Origin of the sequence: Phenylobacterium parvum, from assembly GCF_003150835.1 — a bacterium.
GTDB classification, from domain to species: Bacteria; Pseudomonadota; Alphaproteobacteria; order Caulobacterales; family Caulobacteraceae; genus Phenylobacterium; species Phenylobacterium parvum.
Genome location: NZ_CP029479.1, coordinates 605,979 through 628,753, shown reverse-complemented (window position 1 = coordinate 628,753; position 22,775 = coordinate 605,979). Strand labels below are relative to the sequence as shown.

Sequence of the window (22,775 nt, the reverse complement as noted above, 5' to 3'; positions counted from 1 at the left end):
GGCTCCTCATTTCTGGACCAGGTATTCGGGCGAGGTCATGACGATCAGGAGCGCGGCCTTGACCCGGTTGGTCCGGGCCTGGGCCGCCTGGTTCGCATCGGTTGACGAGACGGCGTACGAACTCACGGAGTCGATGACGCGCTTGCGTAGCGCCGCACTCATCTGTCCGGACAGCAGCACGCGGTTGAGACGATCCGCAAGCTGGTCGGGCTTCTCGGCGAGCAGGATCTCGTTGGAGGTCGAAAGGCGAACGTCATTGTTCACTCCGAGGCCGGTATTCACCACCTGGGTGATGGTGTTCACGTACCCCGCATTCGTGACCTCGTTGACGATCTGGAACTCAGGGGCGGCCAAACTCCGTCCTCCGAGCGCCGTCGTCGCCGGCGGGACATATCCCGGCCGCCAGAAGTTGAAGACCGAGGAGGCGTTGAGGGGAGATTGCCCCAGCGAGGTGCTGGCGCTGGTCGACCGGACCTGCCACTTGCCGGTCGTCGAGGTGCTGTTGAAGGCCCGGAGCATGTGGGTCATGCGAAGGACCGGTTCGCGCAGCTTGCCATAGGCCGGGTCCGAGGCCACCGAAGCCGACCGCGCCTCCGGGTCCATGAGGATGGCGGTGATGACGGCCGCCATGTCGCCGCGCACGCCCGCCCCGTTGTTGTTGAATACGCCCGCCACACGCTGGACATAGGTTGGCGAAGGATTGCTGGTCACCAGCCTCTGGATCAGCTGCCGCGAGATGAACGGCCCCGTATTGGGGTGGTTGAACAGGGTGTCGAGGGCGACTTTCAGGTCGCCGGGCCCGTCAACCGTCGTCGAGGCGGGGATGGTGACCCCCAGGAAGCTCTTCTGCGAGGTCGAGTGATACTGGGCGTAGAGGATCATCGGCCGGATCGCTGAGTCCGGATCCCGCGCACCGCCGAAGAAGGTGTTGTTGGTCGGGGTCGGGCTGTACCAGGACCAGCCGGTGAAGACCCGGGCGAGGCCGGAAATGTCCGCCTGGGTATAGGCCGCGACGGGCCTGCCGTTGAGGTCGAGTTTGGGGGTGCCATCCGTGTTCAGCTGGAACAGGCCGATCGTCATCAGCTGCATGACTTCCCGGGCGTAGTTCTCGTCCGGCGTTCGGGTCCCGGCGGCGTCTTCCTTCACATTACCCAGGTAGGTCAGGTATCGCCCCATCATGGGGTGCAGGGTCACCGCCTGAAGCAGGTCACGGTAGTTGCCGAAGGCATTTGCCGTCAGCATGTCATAATAGGACCCCGCGCCACGGGGATCGATGACATCGGAGCCCGCAGAGATGACGAAGATCTGGGAATAGGCGAAGGCGACCCTCTGGCGGAGCTGGTCGGGGCTGTTCACAGCCGTACGCCACCAGGAGTCGTAGAAGAGTTCGGGAAAGAGCTGGGCCGTCGGCGTAGTCTGCCTCAGTTCCTCCAGGCGGGTTTCCAGGAAGGCCTGGTGGGTCGGGGTTGAGGCTGGCGCGCTGATCTGGCTCCGGATCCAGGCCTCGATGGTCGTGGCCCGCACCTGCTCGATATCCGCGTCGGTGGCCCCGAAGGTGGCTTGGGAGAGAAGCCGGCCGGCCTCAGCCTCGGTCGGAGGCGGAATGGGCGCCGGTCCCGTACCTGTCGATCCTCCGCCGCCACCGCCACCGCCGCAGGCGGCGAGGAACAAGGCGAGGACCAGGCTGGTCCAGAGTCTTCCCATGATCCTTCCCCCCATCACCAATCCCCAGCACCCGGGGGAACGGTGTCCCTCAGCCGGTTACCGCACTGTTTCGCAGTACACTGAAGACACCATTAGCCCTTCCCCAAGGTCAATCGATTCCCGCCCTAGGCGGGGGAAAGGCGCAGGCCAGAGGGCCCCCGATCAATGCGCCAGGTTCCCAGGACCTCAGCCCGGTGGCCGGGCCGCGCCAGGTCGGGGGTGGACAGGAAGATGGCGCGGCCACCGGAACGCCCTAGCTCGACCCGGACATAGCCCTGGTGCAGGCCATCAGTCCAAAGCACCTCGGGGTTGTGGTCGGCGAAGGCCTTGTCGAGCCGGGCGGAAGCCTTCGGGCCAAAGCCACTCTCGATGAAGTCACCCGGGGAGGTGACCCCTGAAGTCCCGATCTCGACGCCCGCAGCCCGGCCCTGTCCATCGGCCAACTGGTTCGCCCAGAAGCTGTGGCTGTCTCCCGTCAGGAAAACGAGATCCGTCGCGCCCGCGTCACGAGCGGAGTCGTAGAAGCGCTCGCGGGCCCAGGAATAGCCATCCCAGGTGTCCGGGTAGAAGGGCAGGTTCCATCGACCCTTCCAGGCCAGCACTTCGGCTGCAGGTCCCCGGGCGCCCGCAACGAGGCCCAGGGAGGCGACATCCGGAACCCGCGTCCGGGCGATGGGCATGGGATTGCCGACCAGCCGCCAGGGCTGCCCGGATGCAATGGAGGCGCGCCAGGCTGCGGCAAGGCCTGCTTCCTGGTCCGGACCGATCAGGCGGCGCCCGGGCGCTCCGATGGTCTCGCGTTCAAGCGTTTCGGCGTCCTGGCGGCTCTTCACCTGGTCGCGCCAGTCGGCATAGTCGATCTGTTGAGCCCGGGCTGTGTGGCGGGTCTCGAGGGTGCAAAGCGTGGCGAGGTCGCCAAAGACATAGGTCCGCCAGAACTGGGCGCGGGTCCGTCCCGGCGCCGGGTCGCGGATCGGCATCCACTCGTAATAGGCCTGTAGAGCGGCGTCACGGCGCGCACCCCAGTCCCCCTCCGTCTCGGGCTGGTGGTTCTCGGCCCCCCCTGTCCAGGGGTTGTTGGCGCTCTCGTGATCATCCCAGCAGCACAGCAGGGGCTTGGCCGCGAGCATGGCGCGGGACCCGGCGTCCGTCTTGTACTGGGCGTGACGGATCCGGTAGTCGGAGAGGGTGAGGATCTCGCGGGACGGCTCGTGGACCCGGCCGATCCGTTGGGCCGCCTCAGACCCCCAGCCGTCGCCGGCATACTCGTAGATGTAGTCGCCGGTGTGGAGCACCAGGTCCACCGCCGCGTCCCGGGCGATGGCCGCGTAGGCGTTGAAGAAGCCAAAGGCGTAGTTGGAGCAGGACACGAGGGCCAGGCCCAGCCGGTCCAACCGTCCCGTCGGAAGCGTCAGGGTGCGTCCCGCGGGCGAAGCCTCGCCCAAGGCGCGGAACCGGTAGTGGTACTGACGGCCAGGCGTCAGCCCGGAGGCCAGGACCTTGACCGTGAAATCCCGCTCGGGACCCGCGATCACCCGACCGCCCTGCACGGGCCGGGTGAAGGCCGGGTCATCGGCCAGTTCCCACTCGACCTCGACAGGGCCGGAAGCGGTGACCCGGGTCCAGAGTACGATGCTTGTCGCATCCGGATCGCCACTGGCCACGCCGTGCCGGAAGATTTCCGGCGGCGACGCCTGGGCGCCCGCCGGCGTCAGGCTCGCGAGGACGACGGCGGAGGCAGACAGCCCCGCCAGGGCGTGGCGACGGGTGGGGGGGATCGGGGACATGGAGGTTCCGGGCCTGGAAGTTGCGGGAGTCGCAGTCTGGCCCGGAACTGTGTCGGTTGGACGAAGCCGGCCGCCTAGGCGTCCACCCAGTTCCCATGGAAACCGAAGGGGACCCGCCGAGGGACCTTGGCCAGGGCCACGGGACCCCGGTCGACGTCCGAGGCGTCGAGGATGACGAGGTCGGAACGGTTCTCGGCGGCGCGCCAGACCACCGTGGTCAGCCAGCCCTCGCCCTCGGCCGCCGTGGCGGAGCGGGGCGTGAAGACCGGCTCGGAGACCTGGTCGCCAGGCTCGAAGGTGCAGACCTTCCGAACGCCGGACTTCAGGTCGATGTGGGCGATGGCGTTCATCTTGACCGACTTGGCGCCAGTGGTGTCGGCCGCATAGTAGCCGTGACGGTAGGGCAGGCCGGCGAAGCGCTCATCCAGGCGCGGGAATTCGGAATCGAGGTCGTCGATGGCCGTCTCCTTCACCTGGTCCGTGGCGCCCGTCAGGTCGAATTCCCATCGGGTCAGCCGGGCGCCGCTGCGGGCCCCTGGCCGGCCATCGGCCAGGGGGAAAAGGGGAGCGGCGTCGTAGAGGCAGACCTCAGCGATGATCCGGTCGCCCTCCTCCCGGGCGTTCATGGGATGGAAGACATAGCCTGGCTTGGTCATGAACCAGCGGATGGCCGAGACCCCCTCGCCCCGCTTCATGAGGCCGACATAGGAGGGCTTGCCCGGTTCCCAGGCGTAGCCGGGCAGGCCCTTCATGGCCCGCTCAAGGCTGCCGGTGAGGGGCATGACCGGGAACAGGACGTAGTTCTCGGTGACCAGGAAGTCGTGGACCATGGCCGAGTAGGGCGCCTCGAAGTCCGTCCGCTGGACGACCTTGCCGGAGGCGTCGGTAACCCCGTAGCTCATGGTCGTGGAGAAGGGGTGGGGTCCGACGCCATAGCCGAACCAGACCATCTCCCCGGTCTTCGGGTCCAGTTTGGGATGCGCGGTGACCCGCCCGGCGTACTCGCTGGCGTAGCCCAAGGGGGCCAGGGTGTCGCGGTCCACCTCGAAGGGCATGTGCCCCTCTTCCAGGGCCAGAAGGCGGCCGGCGTGGAAAAGGATGTTGGTGTTCGCCACGCCGCTGTCCTGGCCGGCGGCCAGGGGATCGCTCAGCATGGGATTGAAGCCACCGAACAGGGACCGGCCGTGCTGGTGCTCCAGCTCCCACTTCGGGGTGCGGACATAGCGGTTCCGATAGGTGACCTTGCCGCCGCCCACCCGGAAGGCGTGGACCATGCCGTCGCCCGTGAACCAGTGGTAGTTGGGATCCAGGGGCTCGAACTGCGGATTGGCGCCGGTGCGGTAGAGCGTGCCCGCCAGACCCTCCGGAATCTCGCCGACAACCTCGAGGTCGAAGTCATCCTCGGTGCGGACTGGGGCGAAGTTCCCGGTCAGGTAAGGGTTGCCACGCTTCTTTTCGCTCATCAGGGTCGCGCCTCAGCCGAGTTACGATGTAAAGTGTTGACCCTTCCCGGGGTCGGACGCAAGGGCGCCGACCGCGGTTGCCATGCTGCGGATGGAAGAATGCCCCGGGTCCTTTCCGACGCCGACGTCGCCGACTTCCGCGCCCGCCTCTGCGCTGCGGCCGAGGAACTCTTTGCCGAGCACGGCATCGAGGCGGTGACCATGCGTCAGCTGGCCACGGCCCTCGGGGTCAGCCCGATGACGCCCTACCGGTACTTCCGGGACAAGGACGAGATCATCGATGCGGTAAGGACAAGCGCCTACAACCGCTTCGCCGACGCCCTGGAGGCCGCCTTCGACGCGGGGGGCGACGCCGCCGCGCGCTCCATCGCCGTGGGCGAGGCCTATCTCGACTTCGCGGTGGACAACTCTCGCGCCTACGCCCTGATGTTCGACCTGAAGGACATGGAGGCTCCGCCGTCGGAGGGGCTGCTCGCCGCCGGCGAAAGGGCCCGCGCCTGCCAGGTCCGCCACGTCCAGGGCCTGATCGACGCCGGCCTGGTGAAGGGATCGGCGGAGGACTACGGCCATGTCTTTTGGGCCATCGTCTACGGCTTCGCCGGCCTGGTCCTGCTGGGCCAGATCTCGCCGGCAGAGGGCCGGCGCCTCCACCGCATGGCTTGCCTGGGCGCCATCGCCGACGCCGCCCCTTGACCTCGCCGCCGGCAGGCGGTGGAGATGCCTCCGCCCCTAGAGAGCCGGAGACTCGCCATGCCCACCCCCTTTGAAGTCCGCTGGTCCGAGGCCGAGGTCGAGGCCGTCCTGGCCCAGGTCCGGGCCTATCCCTGGCCAATCGCCCCAGAGGTCGAGGACGGCTGGGCCTATGGCTGCGACGGCGCCTGGCTGAAGTCGCTCTGCGCCTACTGGACCGAGGGTTTCGACTGGCGCGCCGCGGTCGCCGACCTGAACCGGTTCCCCCAGTTCACGGCGAAGGTCGGGGACTTTGACCTGCACTACCTGCACGTGGTGGGAGAGGCCGGGGGAAAGCGACCCCTGCTCATCACCCATGGCTGGCCGGGCTCGCACTTCGAGTTCTGGGGCGCCATCGAGAAGCTGGCCTTCCCCAGCCGCTTCGGCGGGGACCCGGCGGACGCCTTCGACCTGGTCATCCCGTCCCTGCCAGGGTTCGGCTTCTCGTCCAAGCCCAGGCGCCCCATCGGCCAGAAGGCGACGGCGGCCCTGTTCAACCAGCTGATGACCGAGGTCCTCGGCTATCGCTCCTATCTCGCCCAGGGCGGCGACTGGGGCGGCCTCGTCACCTCCTGGCTGGGACGCAACCACGGCGACAACGCCCGGGCCATCCACCTCAACATGATCGGCTTCCGGCCCAATGGCGGTCCGACGTCTGAGGCCGAGATCGCCTGGATCACCCGCCAGGGGCAGATGATGGAGCTCATGGGCGCCTACTTCCGCCTGCAGGCCTCCAAGCCCCAGTCCATCGCCTGGATGGCGGCGGGCAATCCCGTGGGCCAGGCGGCCTGGATCGCCGAGCGCTTCCATGACTGGTCCGACCTGTCGGTGAAGACCCTCGACCAAGCCTATTCCCGCGACCAGCTGCTGACCAACATCATGATCTACGTGATGACCGGCAGCTTCACGACCGGCGCCTGGTACTACCGGGGCCTTGGCGAGGAGGGCGGGGTCGCCTTCAAGCCGGGCGAGCGCTGCGAAACTCCGACGGCCTTCGCCAACTTCCCGGGCGAGCCCCTCTATTCCGCCCCGCCGCGCAGCTGGGCCGAGCGGGCCTACAACATCGTCCGGTGGAGCGAGATGCCCCGGGGCGGGCATTTCGCAGCCATGGAGGAGCCTGACCTCTACGTGGACGAAGTCAGGGCCTGGGCCCGCGAGGCGGGCTGAGCCCGGCCATGGCGCGCTATGACTTCGCCTCTGACAACACGGCGCCCGCCGCACCGGAGGCGATGGAGGCCCTTGTCCGGGCCAATGAGGCCGGCTTCACGCCTGGCTACGGCTCTGACCCGGTCACCGCCGCCGCCGCCGACGCCGTCCGCGCACTTCTGGAAACAGACGCCGAGGTCCGCTTCGTCGCCTCGGGAACGGCCGCGAACGCCATCTGCCTGGCCGCCCTGGCGCGCCCCTTCGAGGCCGTGCTGGCGCATCGCCACGCCCATGTCCTGACTGACGAGACCGGCGCGCCGGGCCTGTTCGGACATGGCGTGGGCCTGACGGGACTGGAAGGCGCCTCGGGACGGATCGACCCGGCGGGCCTCGAGGCGGTCCTGGCGGAGCCCGAAGTCTCGCACCGCCAGCCCCCCGCCGCCCTTTCCCTGACCCAGGCGACGGAGTACGGGGCGGTCTATCCGGGCGAGGCCCTGGCGGCCCTCTGCGCGCGGGCGAAATCCTCCGGCCTTGGGGTGCACCTCGACGGAGCCCGGCTGGCGAACGCCGCCGCCGCCGGCTTCGACGTCCGCACCATCGGTCCGATGGGCGTGGACCTGCTGGTCCTGGGCGGCGCCAAGTCGGGCATGCCGCCCTGCGAGGCCATCGTGATCTTCGACCGGGCGCTGGCCCGGCGCTTCGACGCCCGGCTCAAGCAGTCGGGACAGCTGGCCTCCAAGGGACGTTTCCTGGCGGCCCCCTTCCTGGGGATGCTGGCCGACGGCGCCTGGGCCCGGCGGGCGGCGCACGCCAACGCCATGGCGGCCCGGCTGGCGGCCGCATGTCCCTTCCCCCTCGCCCACCCGGTGGAGGCCAACGGGGTCTTTGTCCACATGGACGAGGCGCGCCTGGAGGCCCTCAGGACCGAGGGCTGGTTCGTCTACCGCTTCCTCGACGGTTCCGTGCGGTTCATGTGCTCCTGGGCGACCTCAGCGGAAGCGGTCGACGAGATCGCCGCCGCCCTCCGCCGGATCGCCTGAGGCTCAGACCACGAAGCGGGCCAGGCGGCCTTTGATGATGGCCTCAGCCTCGGTGACGATGCGCGAGACCAGCTCGGCGCAGGTCGGGATGTCGTGGATCAGGCCCTGGACCTGGCCGGCCGACCAGATGCCGTGGTCGGGATCGCCGGTCTCGTAGACCACCCGGCCGCGGGTGCCGGCCACCAGCTCCCGCACGTCCTCGAACTTGGCGCCCGAGCGCTCCAGCTCGACCACCTGGCGGCTGATGTCGTTGCGCGCGACCCGCGAGGTGTTGTGCATGGTGCGGAAGATCAGGTCGGTGGCGCGCTCGTCATTCTCGACGATCTGGCGCTTCACGTTCTCGTGGATCGGGCTTTCCTTCGTGCACATGAAGCGGGTGCCCATGTTGATGCCCTCGGCGCCGAGGGCCAGGGCGGCCACCAGGCCGCGGGCGTCCCCGAAGCCGCCGGAGGCGATCATCGGCACCTTCACCTTGTCGGCGGCGGCGGGGATCAGGATCAGGCCGGGGACATCATCCTCACCCGGGTGGCCGGCGCACTCGAAGCCGTCGATCGAGATGGCGTCGACGCCCATCCGCTCGGCGGACAGGGCGTGGCGGACACTGGTGCACTTGTGCACGACAATGACGCCGTTGGCCTTGAAGTCGTCGACGTGTTCCTGAGGCTTGTTGCCCGCGGTCTCGACGATCTTCACGCCGCTCTCGATGATCGCCTTCCGGTACTCGGCGTAGGGCGGCGGGTTGATCGCCGGCAGGATGGTCAGGTTCACGCCAAAGGGCTTGTCCGTCAGCTTGCGGCAGCGCTCGATCTCGGCCCGCAGGGCGTCCGGCGTCGGCTGGGTCAGGGCGGTGATGAAGCCCAGGCCCCCGGCGTTGGCCACGGCGGCGACGAGCTCGGCGCGGCCGACCCACTGCATGCCGCCCTGCACGACAGGGTGCTCCACACCGACAAGCTCGGTGAAACGCGTCTTGATCGCCATGATGTCCTCCCCTTGGCGCAGGCTTTCGCCTCTTGGAGGCACAATGAAGCGCCGGACCCAAGGTCAGGCAAGCGGCATTTCCGCCTACTTCAGGCCGGTCCGGCCGATGGCGTAGAAACGCTCGGACCTCTGCTTCAAGAGCTTCTCGACGCTCTTGCCCTCGAGGCTGTCGAGTTCCTTTTCCAGGGCGTCGCCGACGATCCGCAGGGCCGCGGCGGGATCGGCGTGGGCGCCGCCGGGGGGTTCCGGGATGATCCGGTCGACGATCTTCATCTTCAGGAGATCGGCGGCGGTGATCTTCATCGCCTTGGCGGCCTCCTCGGCGGTGCGCGCGCCCCGCCAGAGGATGGAATTGGCCCCCTCGGGCGGGATGACCGAATAGATGGCGTGCTCGAGGATCAGGACCCGGTTGCCACAGGCGATGCCCAGGGCGCCGCCCGACCCGCCCTCGCCCGTGACGATGGCGACCATGGGCACCCGGAGCATCAGGCACTTCTCGGTAGAGCGGGCGATGGCCTCGGCGACGCCGCGTTCCTCGGACCCCACGCCCGGATAGGCCGCAGGGGTGTCGACGAAGCTGATGACCGGCAGGTTGAAGCGCTCGGCCAGCTCCATGAGCCGGATGGCCTTGCGGTAGCCCTCGGGCCGGGCATAGCCGAAGTTGTGCTTTACCCGGGTGACGGTGTCCCGCCCCTTCTCATGTCCCATGACCAGGACGGGGCGGCCGCGGAACCGGCCGATGCCGCCCATGATGGCCTGGTCGTCGGCGAACTTTCGGTCGCCCTTCAGCTCGACGAACTCGTCGATCAGCCCGGCGCAGTAATCCACGAAATGGGGCCGCTCGGGATGACGGGCGACCTGCGTCTTCTGCCAGGCGTCGAGGTTGGCGTAGGCGTCCTTGCGCATCTGCCGGGCCCGGTCACGCAGGGCGTCGATCTCGCGGGTCAGGTCATCCGTGCCGGCGGTCTCGGCCAGGCGGGACAGCTCGTCGATCTTGGCCTCGAGGTCGGCGATGGGGCGCTCGAACTCGAGATAATGAACGGCCATGCGGCGGGAATCCCGTCCTGTTTCGGTGGGGGGAACCTAGTGGGTGGGGGGCCTCAGGAAAAGCCGGATTCGCGCCCGGGCTTGCGGGCGGCGGAGAGCGGGTGGGCCGAGGTGACCACCTCGCGCAGCCTGTCCCCGGCCACGTGGGTGTAGATCTGGGTGGTGGCGATGTCGGCGTGGCCGAGCAGGGTCTGGACGACGCGCAGGTCGGCGCCGCCCTCCAGGAGGTGGGTGGCGAAGGCGTGCCTGAGGACGTGGGGCGAGACCCGGTCGGGGTCGATTCCGGCCCCGGCCGCCGCCTCTGCGAGCAGCTGGGCGAACCGGCGCGGGGTCAGCCGCCCGCCCCTGCCGCTGGAAGGGAAGAGCCAGGGATTGGCCGTGTCTCCCTTTGGCAGTGTCCTGGACCTCACCTCCCGCCAGGCGCGGACGACAGCCCGGGCGGCATCGTTCAGGGGAGCGAGCCGCTCCTTGCCGCCCTTGCCGCGGATCATCAGGAAGTCGGGGTCGCGGGCGACCGCGGCGAGGGTAAGGCTGGTGAGCTCGGACACCCGAAGTCCGCCCGCGTAGGCCAGCTCGATCATGCAGGCGAGGCGCAGGCCCTTCACCTCGTCCCGGGCGGCGGCGGCGGCGATAAGGGCGGCGGCCTCCTCGCGGCTGAGGACCCTGGGAAGGGGCCTGCCGCGGCGGGGCGCCTCGACCCGGCGGGAGGGATCGTCGGGGCGCCAGCCCTCGGCCAGGACGAAGCGGTAGAACTGGCGCAGCGCCGCCCGGCGCCGGGAGGCCGTGGCGGGCGACAGCCCGCGCCGCCCAAGATCAGCGAAGTAGGCCTCGACATCCCCAGCGGAGGCCGAGGCCAGGGAGAGGCCGCGCCCGGCGAGGAAGCCGGAAGCATCCAGGAGATCGCGCTCGTAAGCGCGCAGGGTGTTGGCCGCCGCCGCCCGCTCGACGGACATCATCTCCAGGAAAGCCTCGGCCCAGCCCTCGCCGCTCATGATCCCCGCCTGCGGGCGCCCGGGCCCGCCAAATCAGCCTGATCCTAGCGCCTGCCGGAGGCTTGGTGTAGAAACAAGACTTCCCATGGACCCGTCAGACCCCTTGCGCGCCCGGACCATCACCCTCGTGGGACTGATGGGTTCGGGCAAGTCCAGCGTTGGCAAGCGCCTCGCCCAGGCCCTGGACCTGCCCTTCCGCGACGCCGATGAAGAGGTCGAGGTCGCCGCTGGCCGCTCCATCCCGGAAATCTTCGCGCAGTTGGGAGAGCCCGCCTTCCGTGACGGAGAGCGACGGGTGATCGCCCGTCTCCTGGAGGGGCCGCCCATCATCCTGGCCACCGGCGGCGGGGCCTTCATGAACCCCGAGACCCGGAACCTGATCAAGGCGCGGAGCGTGTCGGTCTGGCTGAAGGCGGACCTGCCCGTCCTGGCCCGACGGGTGGCGCGCAAGGACAACCGCCCCTTGCTGACCGGCAAGGACCCGATGACCGTGCTGACCGAGCAGGCGGAAGCGCGCTATCCGGCCTACGGCGAGGCGGACATCACCGTCGAGACCGGGGATTCGCCGCACCAGGTCACCGTCGACCAGGTGATCCGCGCCCTGACAGACTGGCAGGCCCGCCCCCTCACATGACCCGTTCCGTTCCCGTCGAGCTTGGCGAGCGCCGCTATGAGGTGCTGATTGGCCCCGGACTGCTGGAGACGGCCGGAGAGCGCCTGCGCCCCTTCGTGCGTCGAGACCGGGTCGCCGTCGTCTCTGACGAGACCGTCTGGGGACTGCATGGCGCCCGACTGACCGCCGCACTTGAGCGGGGCGGGCTGGCCGTCCATCCCATCGTACTGCCCCCCGGCGAGCCCACAAAGAGCTTCGCCGGGCTGGAGACGCTCTGCGACGCCCTGCTGGCCCTGGAGTTGGACCGGGGCGACCTGATCGTCGCCTTCGGAGGCGGGGTGATCGGCGACCTCGCCGGCTTCGCCGCCGCCATCTACAAGCGCGGCGCCGACTTCGTGCAGATCCCCACCACCCTTCTGGCCCAGGTGGACTCCTCGGTGGGGGGCAAGACGGCCATCGACACTCCGCGCGGCAAGAACCTGGTCGGCGCCTTCCACCAGCCGCGCCTGGTCCTTGCAGACCTCGACGTGCTGGGCACCCTTTCCGACCGGGAGATGCGCGCAGGCTACGCCGAGGTGCTGAAGTACGGCCTGCTGGGCGATGAACACTTCTTCGCCTGGCTGGAGGCCAACGGCGGTGCGGTCCTGTCCCGCGACCCGGAAGCCCTGGCCCGGGCCGTGGAGCGGTCCGTGGAGATGAAGGCCGAGATCGTCATCGCCGACGAGCGTGAGGCCGGACGCCGGGCCCTGCTGAACCTCGGCCACACCTTCGGCCACGCCCTGGAGGCCGAAACCGGCTACGGCGAGGCCCTGCTGCATGGTGAGGCGGTGGCCCTCGGCTCGGCCATGGCCTTCCGGTACTCGGCCGCAGAGGGCCTGTGCCCTGCCGCGGACGCAGAGCGGGCCGTCGCCGCTGTCGCCGCTGCGGGCCTGCCCGCCCGCCTGTCGGACCTTAGCGCGCGGACCTTCGCCGCCGACGACCTCCTGCGCCACATGGCCCAGGACAAAAAGGCCGAGGGCGGCCGGCTCACCTTCATCCTCGCCCGGCGTGCGGGTGAGGCCTTTGTGGCGCGCGACCTCGACGCGGGCCGCATGCGCGCCTTCCTGGTTTCTGAGGGAGCTGTCTGATGTGGGGCGTCGTCCTGGCCCTGACCCCGGTTATCTTCGGCCTCCTGGCCATCTCGGCGGTGTTTTCGGCCGCCGAGACGGCGCTCACGGGAGCGAGCCGCACCCGGATGCACCAACTCGAGCGCGAAGGCGACCGGGCGGCCGGGCGGGTGAACCGCCTGATCTCCGACCAGGAGACCATGATCGGGGCGGTCCTCCTGGGCAACAACCTGATCAACATCCTGGCCTCGGCAGTCACCACGGAAGTCCTGACGCAGGCCATCCCCGGGGCCTGGGGCGTGGCGGCGGCGACGGGGATCATGACCGTCCTTGTCCTCGTGTTCTCGGAGGTCCTGCCCAAGACCCTGGCCATCCTGCGCTCGGACGACGTGGCCCGCTTCCTGTCCGCGCCGACCCTGGTGATGGTGAAGGTCTTTGGCCCCATGATCTGGGCGATCCAGTGGGTTGTCCGGCGGACGCTGGGCCTTTTCGGCGTCAAGCTGGGCATGGAGATGGACGTCCTGGCCGCGCACGAGGAAATCCGCGGCGCGGTGGAGTACCACCACTCCGAAGGCCTGGTGGAGGCCCGGGACCGGCGGATGCTGGGCGGGGTCCTCGACCTGTCCGAGATGGATGTCAGCCAGGTCATGGTGCACCGAATGTCGATCTCGATGGTCGATGCCGACCTGCCGGTCCGGGAGCTGGTCGCCCACGTCCTGAAGAGCGACCACACCCGAATTCCCCTCTACCGGGACAACCCCGAGAACATCATCGGCATCCTGCACGCCAAGGACCTGTTGCTGGCGATCTCGGAAGCGGACGGCGACATGTCGAAGGTGTCGGTGGACAAGATCCGCCGCGAGCCCTGGTTCATCCCGGACACCACCAACCTCAAGGATCAGCTGAACGCCTTCCTCAAGCAGAAGAACCACTTCGCCCTGGTGGTCGACGAGTACGGGGCCCTGCAGGGCCTGGTGACCCTGGAGGACATCCTCGAGGAGATCGTCGGTGAGATCGAGGACGAGTACGACAACACCGTCGAGGGCCTTCGCCGTCAGCCGGACGGGTCGGTGTCGGTGGCCGGGTCGGTGGCCGTCCGTGACCTGAACCGCGCCATGGACTGGAACCTGCCCGACGAGCCCGCCGTGACCGTGGCCGGCCTGGTCATCCACGAGGCTCAGGCCATCCCCAGGATCGGCCAGGCCTTCATCTTCCACGGCCACCGCTTCCAGGTGGTCAAGCGGGTGCGCAACCGCATCACCGCCCTGAAGATCTCGCCCCCCCTTGAGGGCGCGGAGACCGCCTGACCCGCCGGATGGCGCTGGTCCTCAGAGGCCCTTGGCCTCCAGGGCGGCCAGCACCTTGTCCGGGGTCAGGGGGTAGTCGCGCAGGCGTACGCCGCAGGCATTGTAGACTGCGTTGGCGATGGCTGCTCCCGCGCCACAGATGCCCAGCTCGCCCACGCCCTTGATCCCCATGGGGTTGGCCTTGTCGTCGGCCTCGTCCAGCAGGACCGCGTCGAGGTTGACGATGTCCGCATGGACCGGGGCGAGGTAGCCCCCCAGGTCCTGGTGGAGGAAGGAGCCATAGCGCGGATCGACCGGGTTGGCCTCGGAGAGGGCCGCGCCGACACCCCAGATCATCCCGCCGGTGATCTGGCTCTTGGCCAGCTTGGCGTTGAGGATGCGACCGGCGGCGAAGACCCCGAACATGCGGCGCAGGCGCACCTCGCCAGTGACGGAGTCGACCCCGACCTCGGTGAACTGGGCGCCGTAGGTGTGCTGGGACCAGTCGCGGGCGTCGGCGGCGGGAGAGATCCCGCCTTCCACATAAACCCCCTCAGGCCCGGCGCGGGCGGCCAGGGCGGCGAGGCTCTCGCTGCGGTTACCCAGGACAATGTTGCCGTTGGCGAAGTCCATCAGGGTCGGGTCCTCGCCATAGAGGGGCGAGGTCGGGTCCCCGGCGGCGAGCTCGGCCAGGCGGCGGCGCATGACCATCCCCGTCTCGAAGGCCGCGGAGCCTGCAGTGGCGGCGCCGAACTGGCCGCCCGAGCCGGGCGCCGGAGGCATGTCGGAATCGCCCAACTCGACCCGGACCTGGTCAAGGGTGAGGCCCAGGGTCTCGCCCGTGATCTGGGCCAGGATGGTGTAGGTGCCGGTGCCGATGTCGGTCATGCCCTGGGTGAGGGTCGCGATTCCGTCGCCGGTGAGGCGAAGCCCGGCCTTGGCGGGCAGCAGGAAGTTGCCGCGGATGGCGGTCGCCATGCCCATGCCGACATACCAGCGCCCGTCCCGGACGGCGCCGGGCGCCGGGTTCCGGCGATCCCAGCCGAACTGCTGTGCGCCTTCCTGCATGCAGCGAACGAGCTGGCGGACGGAGAAGGGCTTGCCGGTCTCCGGGTCCGCCAGGGGCTCATTGCGGATACGCAGCTCGATGGGGTCAAGGCCCAGGGTCTCGGCCAGTTCGTCCATGGCGCATTCCAGGGACAGCATCCCCGGCGCCTCACCCGGCGCGCGCATGGCTCCGGCGTGGGGAATGTCGAGGCGGACCAGCCGGTGCCCCGTCAGTCGGTGCGGCGCCGCATAGAGGTTGCGGGCGAAGTTGGCGGCGTGCTCCACGAAGGGGGCGTTGCGGGCGCAATGGGTCACCGCCTCCAGGGCCATGGCGTTGAGCCGGCCGGAGCGGTCGGCGCCAAGCCGGACCCTCATCTGGACGGCGGGCCGGTGGATGGTGGCCTGGAACATCTGCTGGCGGGTGTAGGCGACCCGGACCGGCTGGCCGGCTTCGCGGGCGGCGAGGGCCGCCAGGGTCAGGTCGTCGTAGGACTGGCCCTTCCCGCCGAAACCGCCGCCGATGTAGCGCGTGAAGAGGCGGACCCGGTCTGAGGGGATTCCCAGGGTCTCGGCCAGGGCGTGCTGGCCGCCCTTGACCATCTGGATGGAGGTGTGGACCACCACCTTGTCGCCTTCCCACCAGGCGGTGGTGGCGCATGGCTCCATCTGGGCGTGGTTCTGCAGGGGGCTGAACCAGGTGGCGTCGACCGTCACCTCGGAGGCGGAGTATCCCGCCTCGAAGTCGCCGACGCGCATGTCTTCCTCGCCCGGGGCGGGACCCGCCTGGTCCAGGCTGGACAAAAAGTCGAGGTCGGCCGGCTCGGCTTCATAGACGATCCGCACCAGGCCGCCGGCGGCCCGGGCGTTCTCGGGCGTATCGGCGAGGACGAAGGCGACGGACTGGCCGTAGTGCTCGACGCGGTCCGATTCCAGGGCTGGATTTGAGGCTCTCTGGCTGCGCGGATTGAGCCGTGCGCCCCGCGCCGCCTGGGCCGGAACATTGAGGTGGGTCCAGACCCGGACAACGCCGGGCGCGGCCTCGGCCGCCGAGACCTCGATCGAGACAATGCGACCCCGGGCCAGGGTCGAGGAGACAATGTGGCCGTAGAGGGGGGGCGCGGGGGTCTCCACCTCGAAGGCGTAAGGCGCCGTCCCGGTGACCTTGAGACGTCCCTCATAGCGATCGACGGGCCGGCCGATCAGGCCCGTGCGGTTCTCTGTGACGGGATTGGGCGCGGCCCAGTCGCGAACGGTGCTCATGAGCCCACCCCTTCCCGGGCCTGCCGGATCACGTCGGCGGCGAGGCGCCGCACCAGGGACTTTCGACCCGCCTGCCCTACGGCGGCGGCCAGTTCGGCTCCGACCGCCTCGGCGGGCGAGGCTCCGTCGGCCAGGGCGGTTTCGGCGGTGCGGGCGCGCCAGGGGCGCGCAGCCACCGCCCCCAGGGCCACGCGGTCGCCGGCGACGGCGACGCTGGCGAGGGCCCCGGTGTAGGACGCCCGGGCCCTGACCTTCCGCCAGGCCTGCCCCCCCTCGGGCGGGGGCGGCAGCTCGACCGCCAGGATGAGTTCATCGGGCGCGAGGTCCGTATCCACCTGCGGCGCCTCGTCCGGCAGGCGGTGCAGGGTCTCGACCGGCCGGCGCTGGACCGACCCATCGGCCCGGACCGTCTCGGCCACGGCGTCGAAGGCGGCCAGGGCCACGCTCATGTCCGAAGGACTGACGGCGATGCACATCTCGCTGGCCCCGAAGAGGGCCAGGGTGCTCGACAGGCCGTCCATGGCGCTGCAGCCGGATCCCGGGAGACGCTTGTTGCAGGGCTTGGCGGCGTCCATGAAATAGGGGCAGCGGGTGCGCTGCATCAGGTTGCCGCCCACCGTGGCCTTGTTGCGCAGCTGGACTGAGCCCCCGGCGAGTATGGCCCGCGCCAGGGCCGGATAGCGGCGGCGGACCCTCGGGTCGGAGGCGACGGCCGTATTGCTGGCCAGGGCCCCGATGCGGAGGCCGCCTCCGGCGGTCTCGGCGATATCGGCCAGGCGCAGGCGGCCCACGTCGATCAGCCGCGGCGGCTGCTCGATCTCCAGCTTCATCAGGTCCAGGAGGTTGGTGCCCCCGGCCAGGAACCGGGCCCCGGGGCTGGCTGCGACCAGGCTGAGGGCGTGGTCGACATCCCGGGCGCGCTCATAGGCGAAGGGCTTCATGCGGCGGCTCCGGCGGCGCGGCGCACGGCGGCGAGGATCTGGGGATAGGCCGAGCAGCGACAGATGTTGCCGCTCATCCGCTCACGGATCTCGGCGTCGGTGAGAACCACGGGCCCGGCGAGGTCGGCCGTCGCCTCGCTGGGCTGTCCGGCGGCGATCTCGGAGAGCAGGCCCACCGCCGAGCAGATCTGTCCCGGGGTGCAATAACCGCACTGGAAGGCGTCCTCGGCCAGGAAGGCCGCCTGGACGGGATGAAGGGCCTCAGCCTCCGCCAACCCCTCGACCGTCACGACCTCGTCGCCCTCATGCATGACCGCGAGGGACAGGCAGGCGTTGATCCGGACCCCGTTCACCAGCACCGTGCAGGCGCCGCACTGGCCGTGATCGCAGCCCTTCTTGGTTCCCTTGAGGTCGAGGCGCTCGCGCAGGAAATCGAGCAGGCTCGTGCGCGTGTCGACGTCGGCCGCGCGGTCGACCCCGTTCACCCGGATGGTGGTCAGCAATTCAGGTTCCCCCCGTTCAAGGCCGACAGACTGTTACCTTGCCTCGTCCGGCGCAAGGGCCGTCAGGGACAGGGCGTGGACGGGCCCGGCGAGTTCCTCGGCGAGGACCCGGTAGACCATGCGTTGGCGGGTCACCCGGGACTGGCCGGCGAAGGCGGCGGACCGGATGCGGATGTTGAAGTGGCTTTCGCCCCCCGGTGTAGCCCCCGCATGCCCGGCATGCCGGGCGGAGTCGTCCTCGACCTCGAGCTCCTCGGGCGCGAAGGCGACGCTGAGCTTTTCCCGCAACGTTCCAGCGATCCGTCCCATGCCCGTCCTTCGAATCTTGAAAGCCTGCCCAACCTTCTCATACTTGGCGGATGGCCGGCGCGTTTCAATACAGACCCCGCTTCGTAGACATCCGCGTCCGGCCGCCTACGGCCGACGAGGCGGCCCAGGCTGATGTCCATGCGCTGAAGCCCGGGGAGCGCGCCTGCGACCATCCCGGCTGCCGGATCGCCGCCAGCGCCCGGGCGCCCAAGAGCCGGGACCTCCTGAACGAGCACTACTGGTTCTGCCAGCCCCATGCCGCCGACTACAACCGCAACTGGAACTTCTTCGCCGGCATGAGCGAGTCCGAGGTGCGGGCCCGGATGGAACAGAGCGCCCTGGGCGACCGGCCGACTTGGGACTTCAAGGCCGGGCGCAACTCCAGGGAGGCCGCAGCGGCCGCACACGGCTTCGCCACGGGAGACGGTTACCGCGACCCCTTCGACCTATTCGGACGGACCACCAAGGGCCGGTCCGCCGAGGCGGCCCCCCTCCGACGGCTAGGCAAGCTGGAGCGGAGCGCCCTGGCGGACCTGGACCTCGACGAGGACGCGGACGCCGCCCGGATCCGGGCTCGCTACACCGAACTGGTGAAGCTCTGCCACCCCGACGCCAACGGCGGTGACCGGTCTGCCGAAGCCAAGCTGCAGCGGACGATCCGCGCCTACCAGGTCCTGCGGAAGGCCAAGCTGGCCTGAAATCCCTGGCGGCGTTCAGCGCACTGAGAGCTCCAGCCGCACCCGGTCGCCATCCGAAGTGGGCGCCAGGTTCGTATTCACGAAGACCCTGGACGGATCGAGGCCAGCTGCGATGACCGCCTCGCTTACCGCCCGGGCGCGGGCCTGGCCCAGCTCGACGAGGGCCCCTGCGTCCGGGGCGAACCTGGGACGCAGGGCGTCGGTCATCCACTCGATGCGCTCGAGTTTCTGGGCTTCGCCCCGGGCCTCGGTCTCCGGGAACTCCGGCGCCTTGCCCAGGGTCTCCCGGTACAGGTCGCGCAGCCGGTCGAACCGGGCGTCCACGCCCAGCTCCGAAAACCTGGCGTCGGGCCGGCGCTTGAGATCCCGGGCCATCATCCGGTCGGACATGGCGCGTTCGGCCAGGGCCTCGGCGTCGGCGTCGAGGCCGGGCCCGGCCGGGATGTCGAGGCTGAGGGCCGGGCGGTCGGCGAAGGCGGGGACAAGGGCTGAAAAGGCCTCGCCCTGCCCCTCCCGAAGGGCGGTCGACCCGGGCTGGAAGTCCACATACCGGGCGCCCTCGACTCCGGGGAAAGACGCCGCAAGGGCCTGGAACGGAGAGGAGACAGCCTTGCTGAAGAGGTTGCGAACCACCTGCCAGACAATCGGCCAGATCCTGAACTTCGGGTCCTCCAACGAACCCGTGACGGGGACCGTGAGGTCGATCACGCCATTCTTGTCCTTCAGGAGGGAGGTCGCCAGGCGTACCGGCACGGGCACCTTGTCCTTGCTGTTGGTGGCCTCGCCCCACTCCAGCTGGTCGATGATAACGTGATGGTCGGCGTTCAGCGCGTCATTGACGATGCGGTAGTGCAGCTCCGTGGTGAGCTTGCCCCGGGCGATGGCGTAGCCGGCGTAGCGGCCGGAATAGGGGTTGAACACCGGCAGCTCGATGTTCCGGAACGCCATCGAGATGTCGGTCCTGTCGGTCACGTCCAGGGGATCGAGGGTCCCTCGGATGACCACGGGGGAGTTGGGGCTGATCACCTGTCCGTCCAGCTGGATGCTGGCGGTCCGGCCCGGCCGGTTGCTGATGCCGTCCACCCGGCCGCGGAGGGCGTCGATGGTGGCGGCGAAGTTCGGGGTGATCGAGTAGTCCGAGAACTGAAGACGGCCGGCCTCGAAGGTCAGGCGATCGAGGGTGACGGGGAAGTCGGGCTCGACGCGATTGCTGCGGGCCTCAGCCCGCTTGGCGGCGCGGGCATCCAGGGCCTCGCGGCGCACCTTGGCCAGGCGCTTCTGCTCCTCCCGGCGGGCCTTGCCCTTGAGTGATTTCAGGTCGGCGCCCTTGAGCGTCTCGGCGCGGGCGTTGGCCTCAGGGTCCTCCTCCAGCAGGGCCCGGATGTTCAGCGAAGTGTCCGGAAGCACCTCGAGACGGGCGTCAAGGCCATTCAGCCGGCCAGAGGCGATGCGCAGACCCCTCGGGGTCAGGTCCATGCCCTCGAGGGCAAAGCGATTCCACGCCGCCAGCCGGGACTGGGCCTGGGTCTCGAAGACCTCGAACCCGTCGACGGCCGCGGAGCCCTTCCAGCTGAAGTCCGGCTGGGCGGGGCGGCGTCCATCGAAGGCGATGGCGCCCCGGGCGCTGGCCATCCCGGAGCGGATGTCCAGGGCCGCGGGTACCGGCAGGTAGGGCTTGAGCCAGGCCAGGGGCAGGGCGGCCAGGTTGACATCCAGCTGGGCGGAGGGTGCGGTGGGATTGACCTTCCCCCGGGCCGAAAGGCTGGCCGAGCCGTTGATGCGGGTGGAGGCCTCGACGCCGAGGGGGCCGCCGGGAGTTGCAAGGTCGCCGGTCAGGCCGACATTCAGGGGCGAGAGCCGGAAGGCGGCCGCGGGAGAGACCGCCTGGTCGGTGATCCGGACATCGCCCCCGGCGAGGTCGACCCGCCCCAGGCTGACCTTCCAGGCCGGCGCTGAAGGCTTGGAGGCCGGAGGCTTCGCGGGCTGGGGCGTCCTGGGCTGGGGCTTGGCAGGCGGGGGCGGGGCGAGGCCGGCTACGCGGATGTCACCGTTTGGGGTTCGCAGGACGGCGGCGGAAAGGCCTTCCAGCCGGACGGACCCGATCGAGACGGACTGTCCGGCCAGTGACACTGCAACGTCGCCAACCTGGACATGGGACAGCGACGCCCCCTCTCCGCCCTTCGGAGGCCGGACGGACAGGCCGCGGATGTCGGCGGAGGGCAGGCGGAAAGTGAGATCCGGGGCGCCCTTGCTGGGCGCCGAGACCGTGAAGGCGGTAGGCGCCAGGTCGACCTGGCCGACCGCCAACTGGGCCGGCGGCAGGTCGCCGCGGGTGACGGCGGCGAAGTTTCTGAGACTGAAGGTCTTGAGGGTCCCCTTCAGGCCCGCACCCGCGTCGGTGAGGGACAGGTCGTAGTTCACCGCGACATCGGCGAGTCCGTCGCCCAGGCCGAGTGGAAGTTCATCGCCAAGGAAGCGGGACAGGGAAACGGCGTGGAGCTTGTTCACGACGATCTCGCCCCGCGACCCTACGGGCGTGAGGCTGGCCGTACCGCTCCAGGCCAGGGTCTCGTCATGCAGGGTGCGGGCGTTCAGGGAAAACCGGCCGTCTTCGCCCGGGAAGGTCCGGAAGTCGCGGAGCCGGAAGCCGAGGGGCCGAAGCACCTTGTCGGGCTTCAGCGCATGCCTGTGGTCGGCGAAGGCCACCTCGCCCCCGGCGACGATGAGATCCGAGATCACCAGCTTTGGGGTGGGGCCATCGGAGGGCGGCGGCGCGAGTTCCGCCAGGTTCAGCGAGCCGTCAGGCCGCAGGATGGCCGAGACCCACGGTCGGTTGACAGCGATCTCGTTGAACCGGGGCGTTCCGGTGAAGAGCGAGAGGAAGCTGATGTCTACCCGAAGGGCCCCGACCTTAACCATGGGCGCTTCGGCTGGAAGGGCGATGTCCTCGATGTCGACCGCGAGGCGGAAGGGATCAAAGCGGATTTCGCCGAGGGCGAGGCGCTTTTGCAGCTTCTCGTCCGCCCACTTGATCGCCTGGGACCGGATGATACCCGGGACCAGCGTGTAGCCGGCGACGACGTAGGCGCCGAAGAGGACAGCGATCGCCAGGCCTGCCCAGACCCAGACCTTCAAGGCGCCCTTGAACATCCCAGTCCCCCTCCCCCAACCCGGCGTCAGGCCGGGACCTCACCCTGCACCGTCGTACGGTGCATGACCCTCAGGTGGCCGTCGTAGCCACCTTCGGCGAAGTGCATGGTGCAGCGGTTGTCCCACATCAGAAGGTCGCCCACGGTCCAGCGGTGCCGGTAGATGAACTCTTCCTGTGTCAGGTGCGCGAAAAGAAAGCCCAGGAGAGCCTTGGACTCCTCCGGCGTGAAGCCCTCGATCCCGACGGTGTAGACCGGGCTGATGTAGAGAGCCTTGCGGCCCGTCACCGGATGGGTCCGAACCAGGGGATGGGTCAGGCTGCCATCCGCCTCCTCCGAGACGATGATCTTCATCGTCCGGGCTTCGGTGTCGCGGGCGAAGACCCCCTTGGTGCCGTAGCTCTGCCGGGCCGAGTGGACAGCCCGCAGGGGCGCCAGCACGGCCTTCATGGCGTCGGAGAGGGCGTCCCACGCCCGGCTGGCGTCGACGAACAGGGTGTCGCCGCCGACCGGCGGGATGGTCTGGGCGCGCAGGAGGGTGGCGGCCGGGGGAGTCTCGAGGAAGCTCCAGTCCGAATGCCATCCCGCTCCGAAGTTGCTTGCCTTCTCGTCCGGCTCGCGGCGCAGTTCGAGGACGTTGGGCCGACCGGGCATGGGCTCGATGTAGGGGTCCTTGCCGAAGGGGCCGATCTGCTGGGTGAAGGCCTCAAGGGCGTCGAGGCCCAGCGGTTGGCCCGGGAAACAGACCACCGAGTGCCGGGCCCAAGCCTCGTGGATCTCGGCCAGGACGCCCTCTGGCAAGGGCTGGGAAAGGTCTGGTCCGGAGATACGTGCGCCAAAGCCCGTGGGCTCGGCTGCAACCCGGATGCTGCGTTCCGCCTGTGCGCTCATCACCGCCTCCCGACCCTCATTCTCGCTGCGGGGTCACGCCGCCATCAAAGCCGGTTTGCATCGGGCGCGTAAGCCTGTAATCGAAC

19 protein-coding genes are annotated in these 22,775 nt (G+C 69.5%); 7 read left to right on the top strand and 12 right to left on the bottom strand.

The window, feature by feature from the left end; all coding sequences use genetic code 11:
- Window positions 1-6: 6 nt before the first annotated feature.
- The 3 genes from HYN04_RS02980 to HYN04_RS02970 form a co-directional block, all read right to left on the bottom strand.
- Window positions 7-1,704, bottom strand: coding sequence for a DUF1800 domain-containing protein (locus HYN04_RS02980; protein WP_241962677.1), 1,698 nt, complete (start codon window positions 1,702-1,704; stop codon window positions 7-9).
- Window positions 1,705-1,829: 125 nt separating this feature from the next.
- Complete coding sequence (locus tag HYN04_RS02975; protein ID WP_110449383.1) at window positions 1,830-3,491, bottom strand: alkaline phosphatase D family protein; 1,662 nt, start codon at window positions 3,489-3,491, stop codon at window positions 1,830-1,832.
- Window positions 3,492-3,565: 74 nt separating this feature from the next.
- Window positions 3,566-4,954, bottom strand: a complete 1,389-nt coding sequence (locus HYN04_RS02970; RefSeq protein ID WP_110449382.1) for a carotenoid oxygenase family protein — start codon at window positions 4,952-4,954, stop codon at window positions 3,566-3,568.
- 99 nt (window positions 4,955-5,053) lie between these two features.
- Between HYN04_RS02970 and HYN04_RS02965 the strand changes: the two genes are divergently transcribed.
- The 3 genes from HYN04_RS02965 to HYN04_RS02955 are packed head-to-tail and all read left to right on the top strand — an operon-like array spanning window position 5,054 to window position 7,869.
- Entirely contained in the window at window positions 5,054-5,647 is a 594-nt protein-coding gene (locus HYN04_RS02965) for a TetR/AcrR family transcriptional regulator (protein WP_110449381.1), read from the top strand.
- Window positions 5,648-5,704: 57 nt separating this feature from the next.
- Window positions 5,705-6,850 (top strand): epoxide hydrolase family protein, encoded by a 1,146-nt coding sequence (locus tag HYN04_RS02960; RefSeq protein WP_110449380.1) that lies wholly within the window; start codon window positions 5,705-5,707, stop codon window positions 6,848-6,850.
- A gap of 8 nt (window positions 6,851-6,858) precedes the next feature.
- Window positions 6,859-7,869 (top strand): beta-eliminating lyase-related protein, encoded by a 1,011-nt coding sequence (locus tag HYN04_RS02955; protein WP_110449379.1) that lies wholly within the window; start codon window positions 6,859-6,861, stop codon window positions 7,867-7,869.
- A 3-nt stretch (window positions 7,870-7,872) separates the two neighbouring features.
- On the opposite strand, the gene HYN04_RS02950 is transcribed toward HYN04_RS02955, so the two are convergent.
- From HYN04_RS02950 to HYN04_RS02940, 3 genes are all read right to left on the bottom strand, one after another.
- Window positions 7,873-8,847, bottom strand: coding sequence for an NAD(P)H-dependent flavin oxidoreductase (locus tag HYN04_RS02950; protein ID WP_110449378.1), 975 nt, complete (start codon window positions 8,845-8,847; stop codon window positions 7,873-7,875).
- Between the two features lie 84 nt (window positions 8,848-8,931).
- Window positions 8,932-9,894 (bottom strand): acetyl-CoA carboxylase carboxyltransferase subunit alpha, encoded by a 963-nt coding sequence (locus HYN04_RS02945; protein ID WP_110449377.1) that lies wholly within the window; start codon window positions 9,892-9,894, stop codon window positions 8,932-8,934.
- Window positions 9,895-9,947: 53 nt separating this feature from the next.
- Window positions 9,948-10,889: a site-specific tyrosine recombinase XerD gene (locus tag HYN04_RS02940; RefSeq protein ID WP_241962710.1), complete on the bottom strand. Its 942-nt coding sequence runs from the start codon at window positions 10,887-10,889 to the stop codon at window positions 9,948-9,950.
- An 82-nt stretch (window positions 10,890-10,971) separates the two neighbouring features.
- Between HYN04_RS02940 and HYN04_RS02935 the strand changes: the two genes are divergently transcribed.
- From HYN04_RS02935 to HYN04_RS02925, 3 genes are read left to right on the top strand one after another with little or no spacing between them, the layout of a single operon-like run.
- A complete protein-coding gene (locus tag HYN04_RS02935) occupies window positions 10,972-11,520 on the top strand; it encodes a shikimate kinase (RefSeq protein WP_110449375.1) in 549 nt (182 codons plus the stop codon).
- Window positions 11,517-12,626: a 3-dehydroquinate synthase gene (gene aroB, locus HYN04_RS02930; protein ID WP_110449374.1), complete on the top strand. Its 1,110-nt coding sequence runs from the start codon at window positions 11,517-11,519 to the stop codon at window positions 12,624-12,626. Before HYN04_RS02935 ends, aroB begins: the two co-directional genes overlap by 4 nt.
- Window positions 12,626-13,912, top strand: a complete 1,287-nt coding sequence (locus HYN04_RS02925) for an HlyC/CorC family transporter (RefSeq protein ID WP_110449373.1) — start codon at window positions 12,626-12,628, stop codon at window positions 13,910-13,912. The genes aroB and HYN04_RS02925 overlap by 1 nt, the downstream gene beginning before the upstream one ends.
- A 21-nt stretch (window positions 13,913-13,933) precedes the next feature.
- Here HYN04_RS02925 and HYN04_RS02920 read toward each other — a convergent pair whose 3' ends face one another.
- The 4 genes from HYN04_RS02920 to HYN04_RS02905 are packed head-to-tail and all read right to left on the bottom strand — an operon-like array spanning window position 13,934 to window position 17,951.
- The gene (locus HYN04_RS02920; protein WP_110449372.1) at window positions 13,934-16,198 is read right to left on the bottom strand and encodes a xanthine dehydrogenase family protein molybdopterin-binding subunit; all 2,265 of its coding nucleotides are present in this window, start codon (window positions 16,196-16,198) and stop codon (window positions 13,934-13,936) included.
- Window positions 16,195-17,139 (bottom strand): FAD binding domain-containing protein, encoded by a 945-nt coding sequence (locus HYN04_RS02915; protein WP_110449371.1) that lies wholly within the window; start codon window positions 17,137-17,139, stop codon window positions 16,195-16,197. The genes HYN04_RS02920 and HYN04_RS02915 overlap by 4 nt, the downstream gene beginning before the upstream one ends.
- Complete coding sequence (locus tag HYN04_RS02910; RefSeq protein WP_110449370.1) at window positions 17,136-17,642, bottom strand: 2Fe-2S iron-sulfur cluster-binding protein; 507 nt, start codon at window positions 17,640-17,642, stop codon at window positions 17,136-17,138. The genes HYN04_RS02915 and HYN04_RS02910 overlap by 4 nt, the downstream gene beginning before the upstream one ends.
- Before the next feature lie 33 nt (window positions 17,643-17,675).
- Entirely contained in the window at window positions 17,676-17,951 is a 276-nt protein-coding gene (locus HYN04_RS02905; protein ID WP_110449369.1) for a BolA family protein, read from the bottom strand.
- A 50-nt stretch (window positions 17,952-18,001) separates the two neighbouring features.
- Here HYN04_RS02905 and HYN04_RS02900 point away from each other — a divergent pair, with 50 nt between their 5' ends.
- On the top strand, window positions 18,002-18,649 hold the full coding sequence (locus HYN04_RS02900) for a DnaJ domain-containing protein (protein ID WP_110449368.1): 648 nt from the start codon (window positions 18,002-18,004) through the stop codon (window positions 18,647-18,649).
- Between the two features lie 15 nt (window positions 18,650-18,664).
- Here the strand turns inward: HYN04_RS02900 and HYN04_RS02895 are convergent, their stop codons facing one another.
- Entirely contained in the window at window positions 18,665-21,799 is a 3,135-nt protein-coding gene (locus HYN04_RS02895; protein ID WP_110449367.1) for a DUF748 domain-containing protein, read from the bottom strand.
- Window positions 21,800-21,825: 26 nt separating this feature from the next.
- Window positions 21,826-22,689, bottom strand: coding sequence for a TauD/TfdA dioxygenase family protein (locus HYN04_RS02890; protein WP_110449366.1), 864 nt, complete (start codon window positions 22,687-22,689; stop codon window positions 21,826-21,828).
- Window positions 22,690-22,775: the final 86 nt, after the last annotated feature.

Excerpts from the sequence above, each read along its gene's own strand:
- aroB (WP_110449374.1), top strand. The coding sequence starts at position 11,517 with ATGACCCGTTCCGTTCCCGTCGAGCTTGGCGAGCGCCGCTATGAGGTG.
- HYN04_RS02905 (WP_110449369.1), bottom strand. The coding sequence starts at position 17,951 with ATGGGACGGATCGCTGGAACGTTGCGGGAAAAGCTCAGCGTCGCCTTC.
- HYN04_RS02950 (WP_110449378.1), bottom strand. The coding sequence starts at position 8,847 with ATGGCGATCAAGACGCGTTTCACCGAGCTTGTCGGTGTGGAGCACCCT.
- HYN04_RS02925 (WP_110449373.1), top strand. The coding sequence starts at position 12,626 with ATGTGGGGCGTCGTCCTGGCCCTGACCCCGGTTATCTTCGGCCTCCTG.
- HYN04_RS02935 (WP_110449375.1), top strand. The coding sequence starts at position 10,972 with ATGGACCCGTCAGACCCCTTGCGCGCCCGGACCATCACCCTCGTGGGA.
- HYN04_RS02965 (WP_110449381.1), top strand. The coding sequence starts at position 5,054 with ATGCCCCGGGTCCTTTCCGACGCCGACGTCGCCGACTTCCGCGCCCGC.
- HYN04_RS02900 (WP_110449368.1), top strand. The coding sequence starts at position 18,002 with ATGGCCGGCGCGTTTCAATACAGACCCCGCTTCGTAGACATCCGCGTC.
- HYN04_RS02890 (WP_110449366.1), bottom strand. The coding sequence starts at position 22,689 with ATGAGCGCACAGGCGGAACGCAGCATCCGGGTTGCAGCCGAGCCCACG.
- HYN04_RS02895 (WP_110449367.1), bottom strand. The coding sequence starts at position 21,799 with ATGTTCAAGGGCGCCTTGAAGGTCTGGGTCTGGGCAGGCCTGGCGATC.
- HYN04_RS02955 (WP_110449379.1), top strand. The coding sequence starts at position 6,859 with ATGGCGCGCTATGACTTCGCCTCTGACAACACGGCGCCCGCCGCACCG.
- HYN04_RS02970 (WP_110449382.1), bottom strand. The coding sequence starts at position 4,954 with ATGAGCGAAAAGAAGCGTGGCAACCCTTACCTGACCGGGAACTTCGCC.
- HYN04_RS02915 (WP_110449371.1), bottom strand. The coding sequence starts at position 17,139 with ATGAAGCCCTTCGCCTATGAGCGCGCCCGGGATGTCGACCACGCCCTC.
- HYN04_RS02945 (WP_110449377.1), bottom strand. The coding sequence starts at position 9,894 with ATGGCCGTTCATTATCTCGAGTTCGAGCGCCCCATCGCCGACCTCGAG.
- HYN04_RS02980 (WP_241962677.1), bottom strand. The coding sequence starts at position 1,704 with ATGGGAAGACTCTGGACCAGCCTGGTCCTCGCCTTGTTCCTCGCCGCC.
- HYN04_RS02920 (WP_110449372.1), bottom strand. The coding sequence starts at position 16,198 with ATGAGCACCGTTCGCGACTGGGCCGCGCCCAATCCCGTCACAGAGAAC.
- HYN04_RS02960 (WP_110449380.1), top strand. The coding sequence starts at position 5,705 with ATGCCCACCCCCTTTGAAGTCCGCTGGTCCGAGGCCGAGGTCGAGGCC.
- HYN04_RS02975 (WP_110449383.1), bottom strand. The coding sequence starts at position 3,491 with ATGTCCCCGATCCCCCCCACCCGTCGCCACGCCCTGGCGGGGCTGTCT.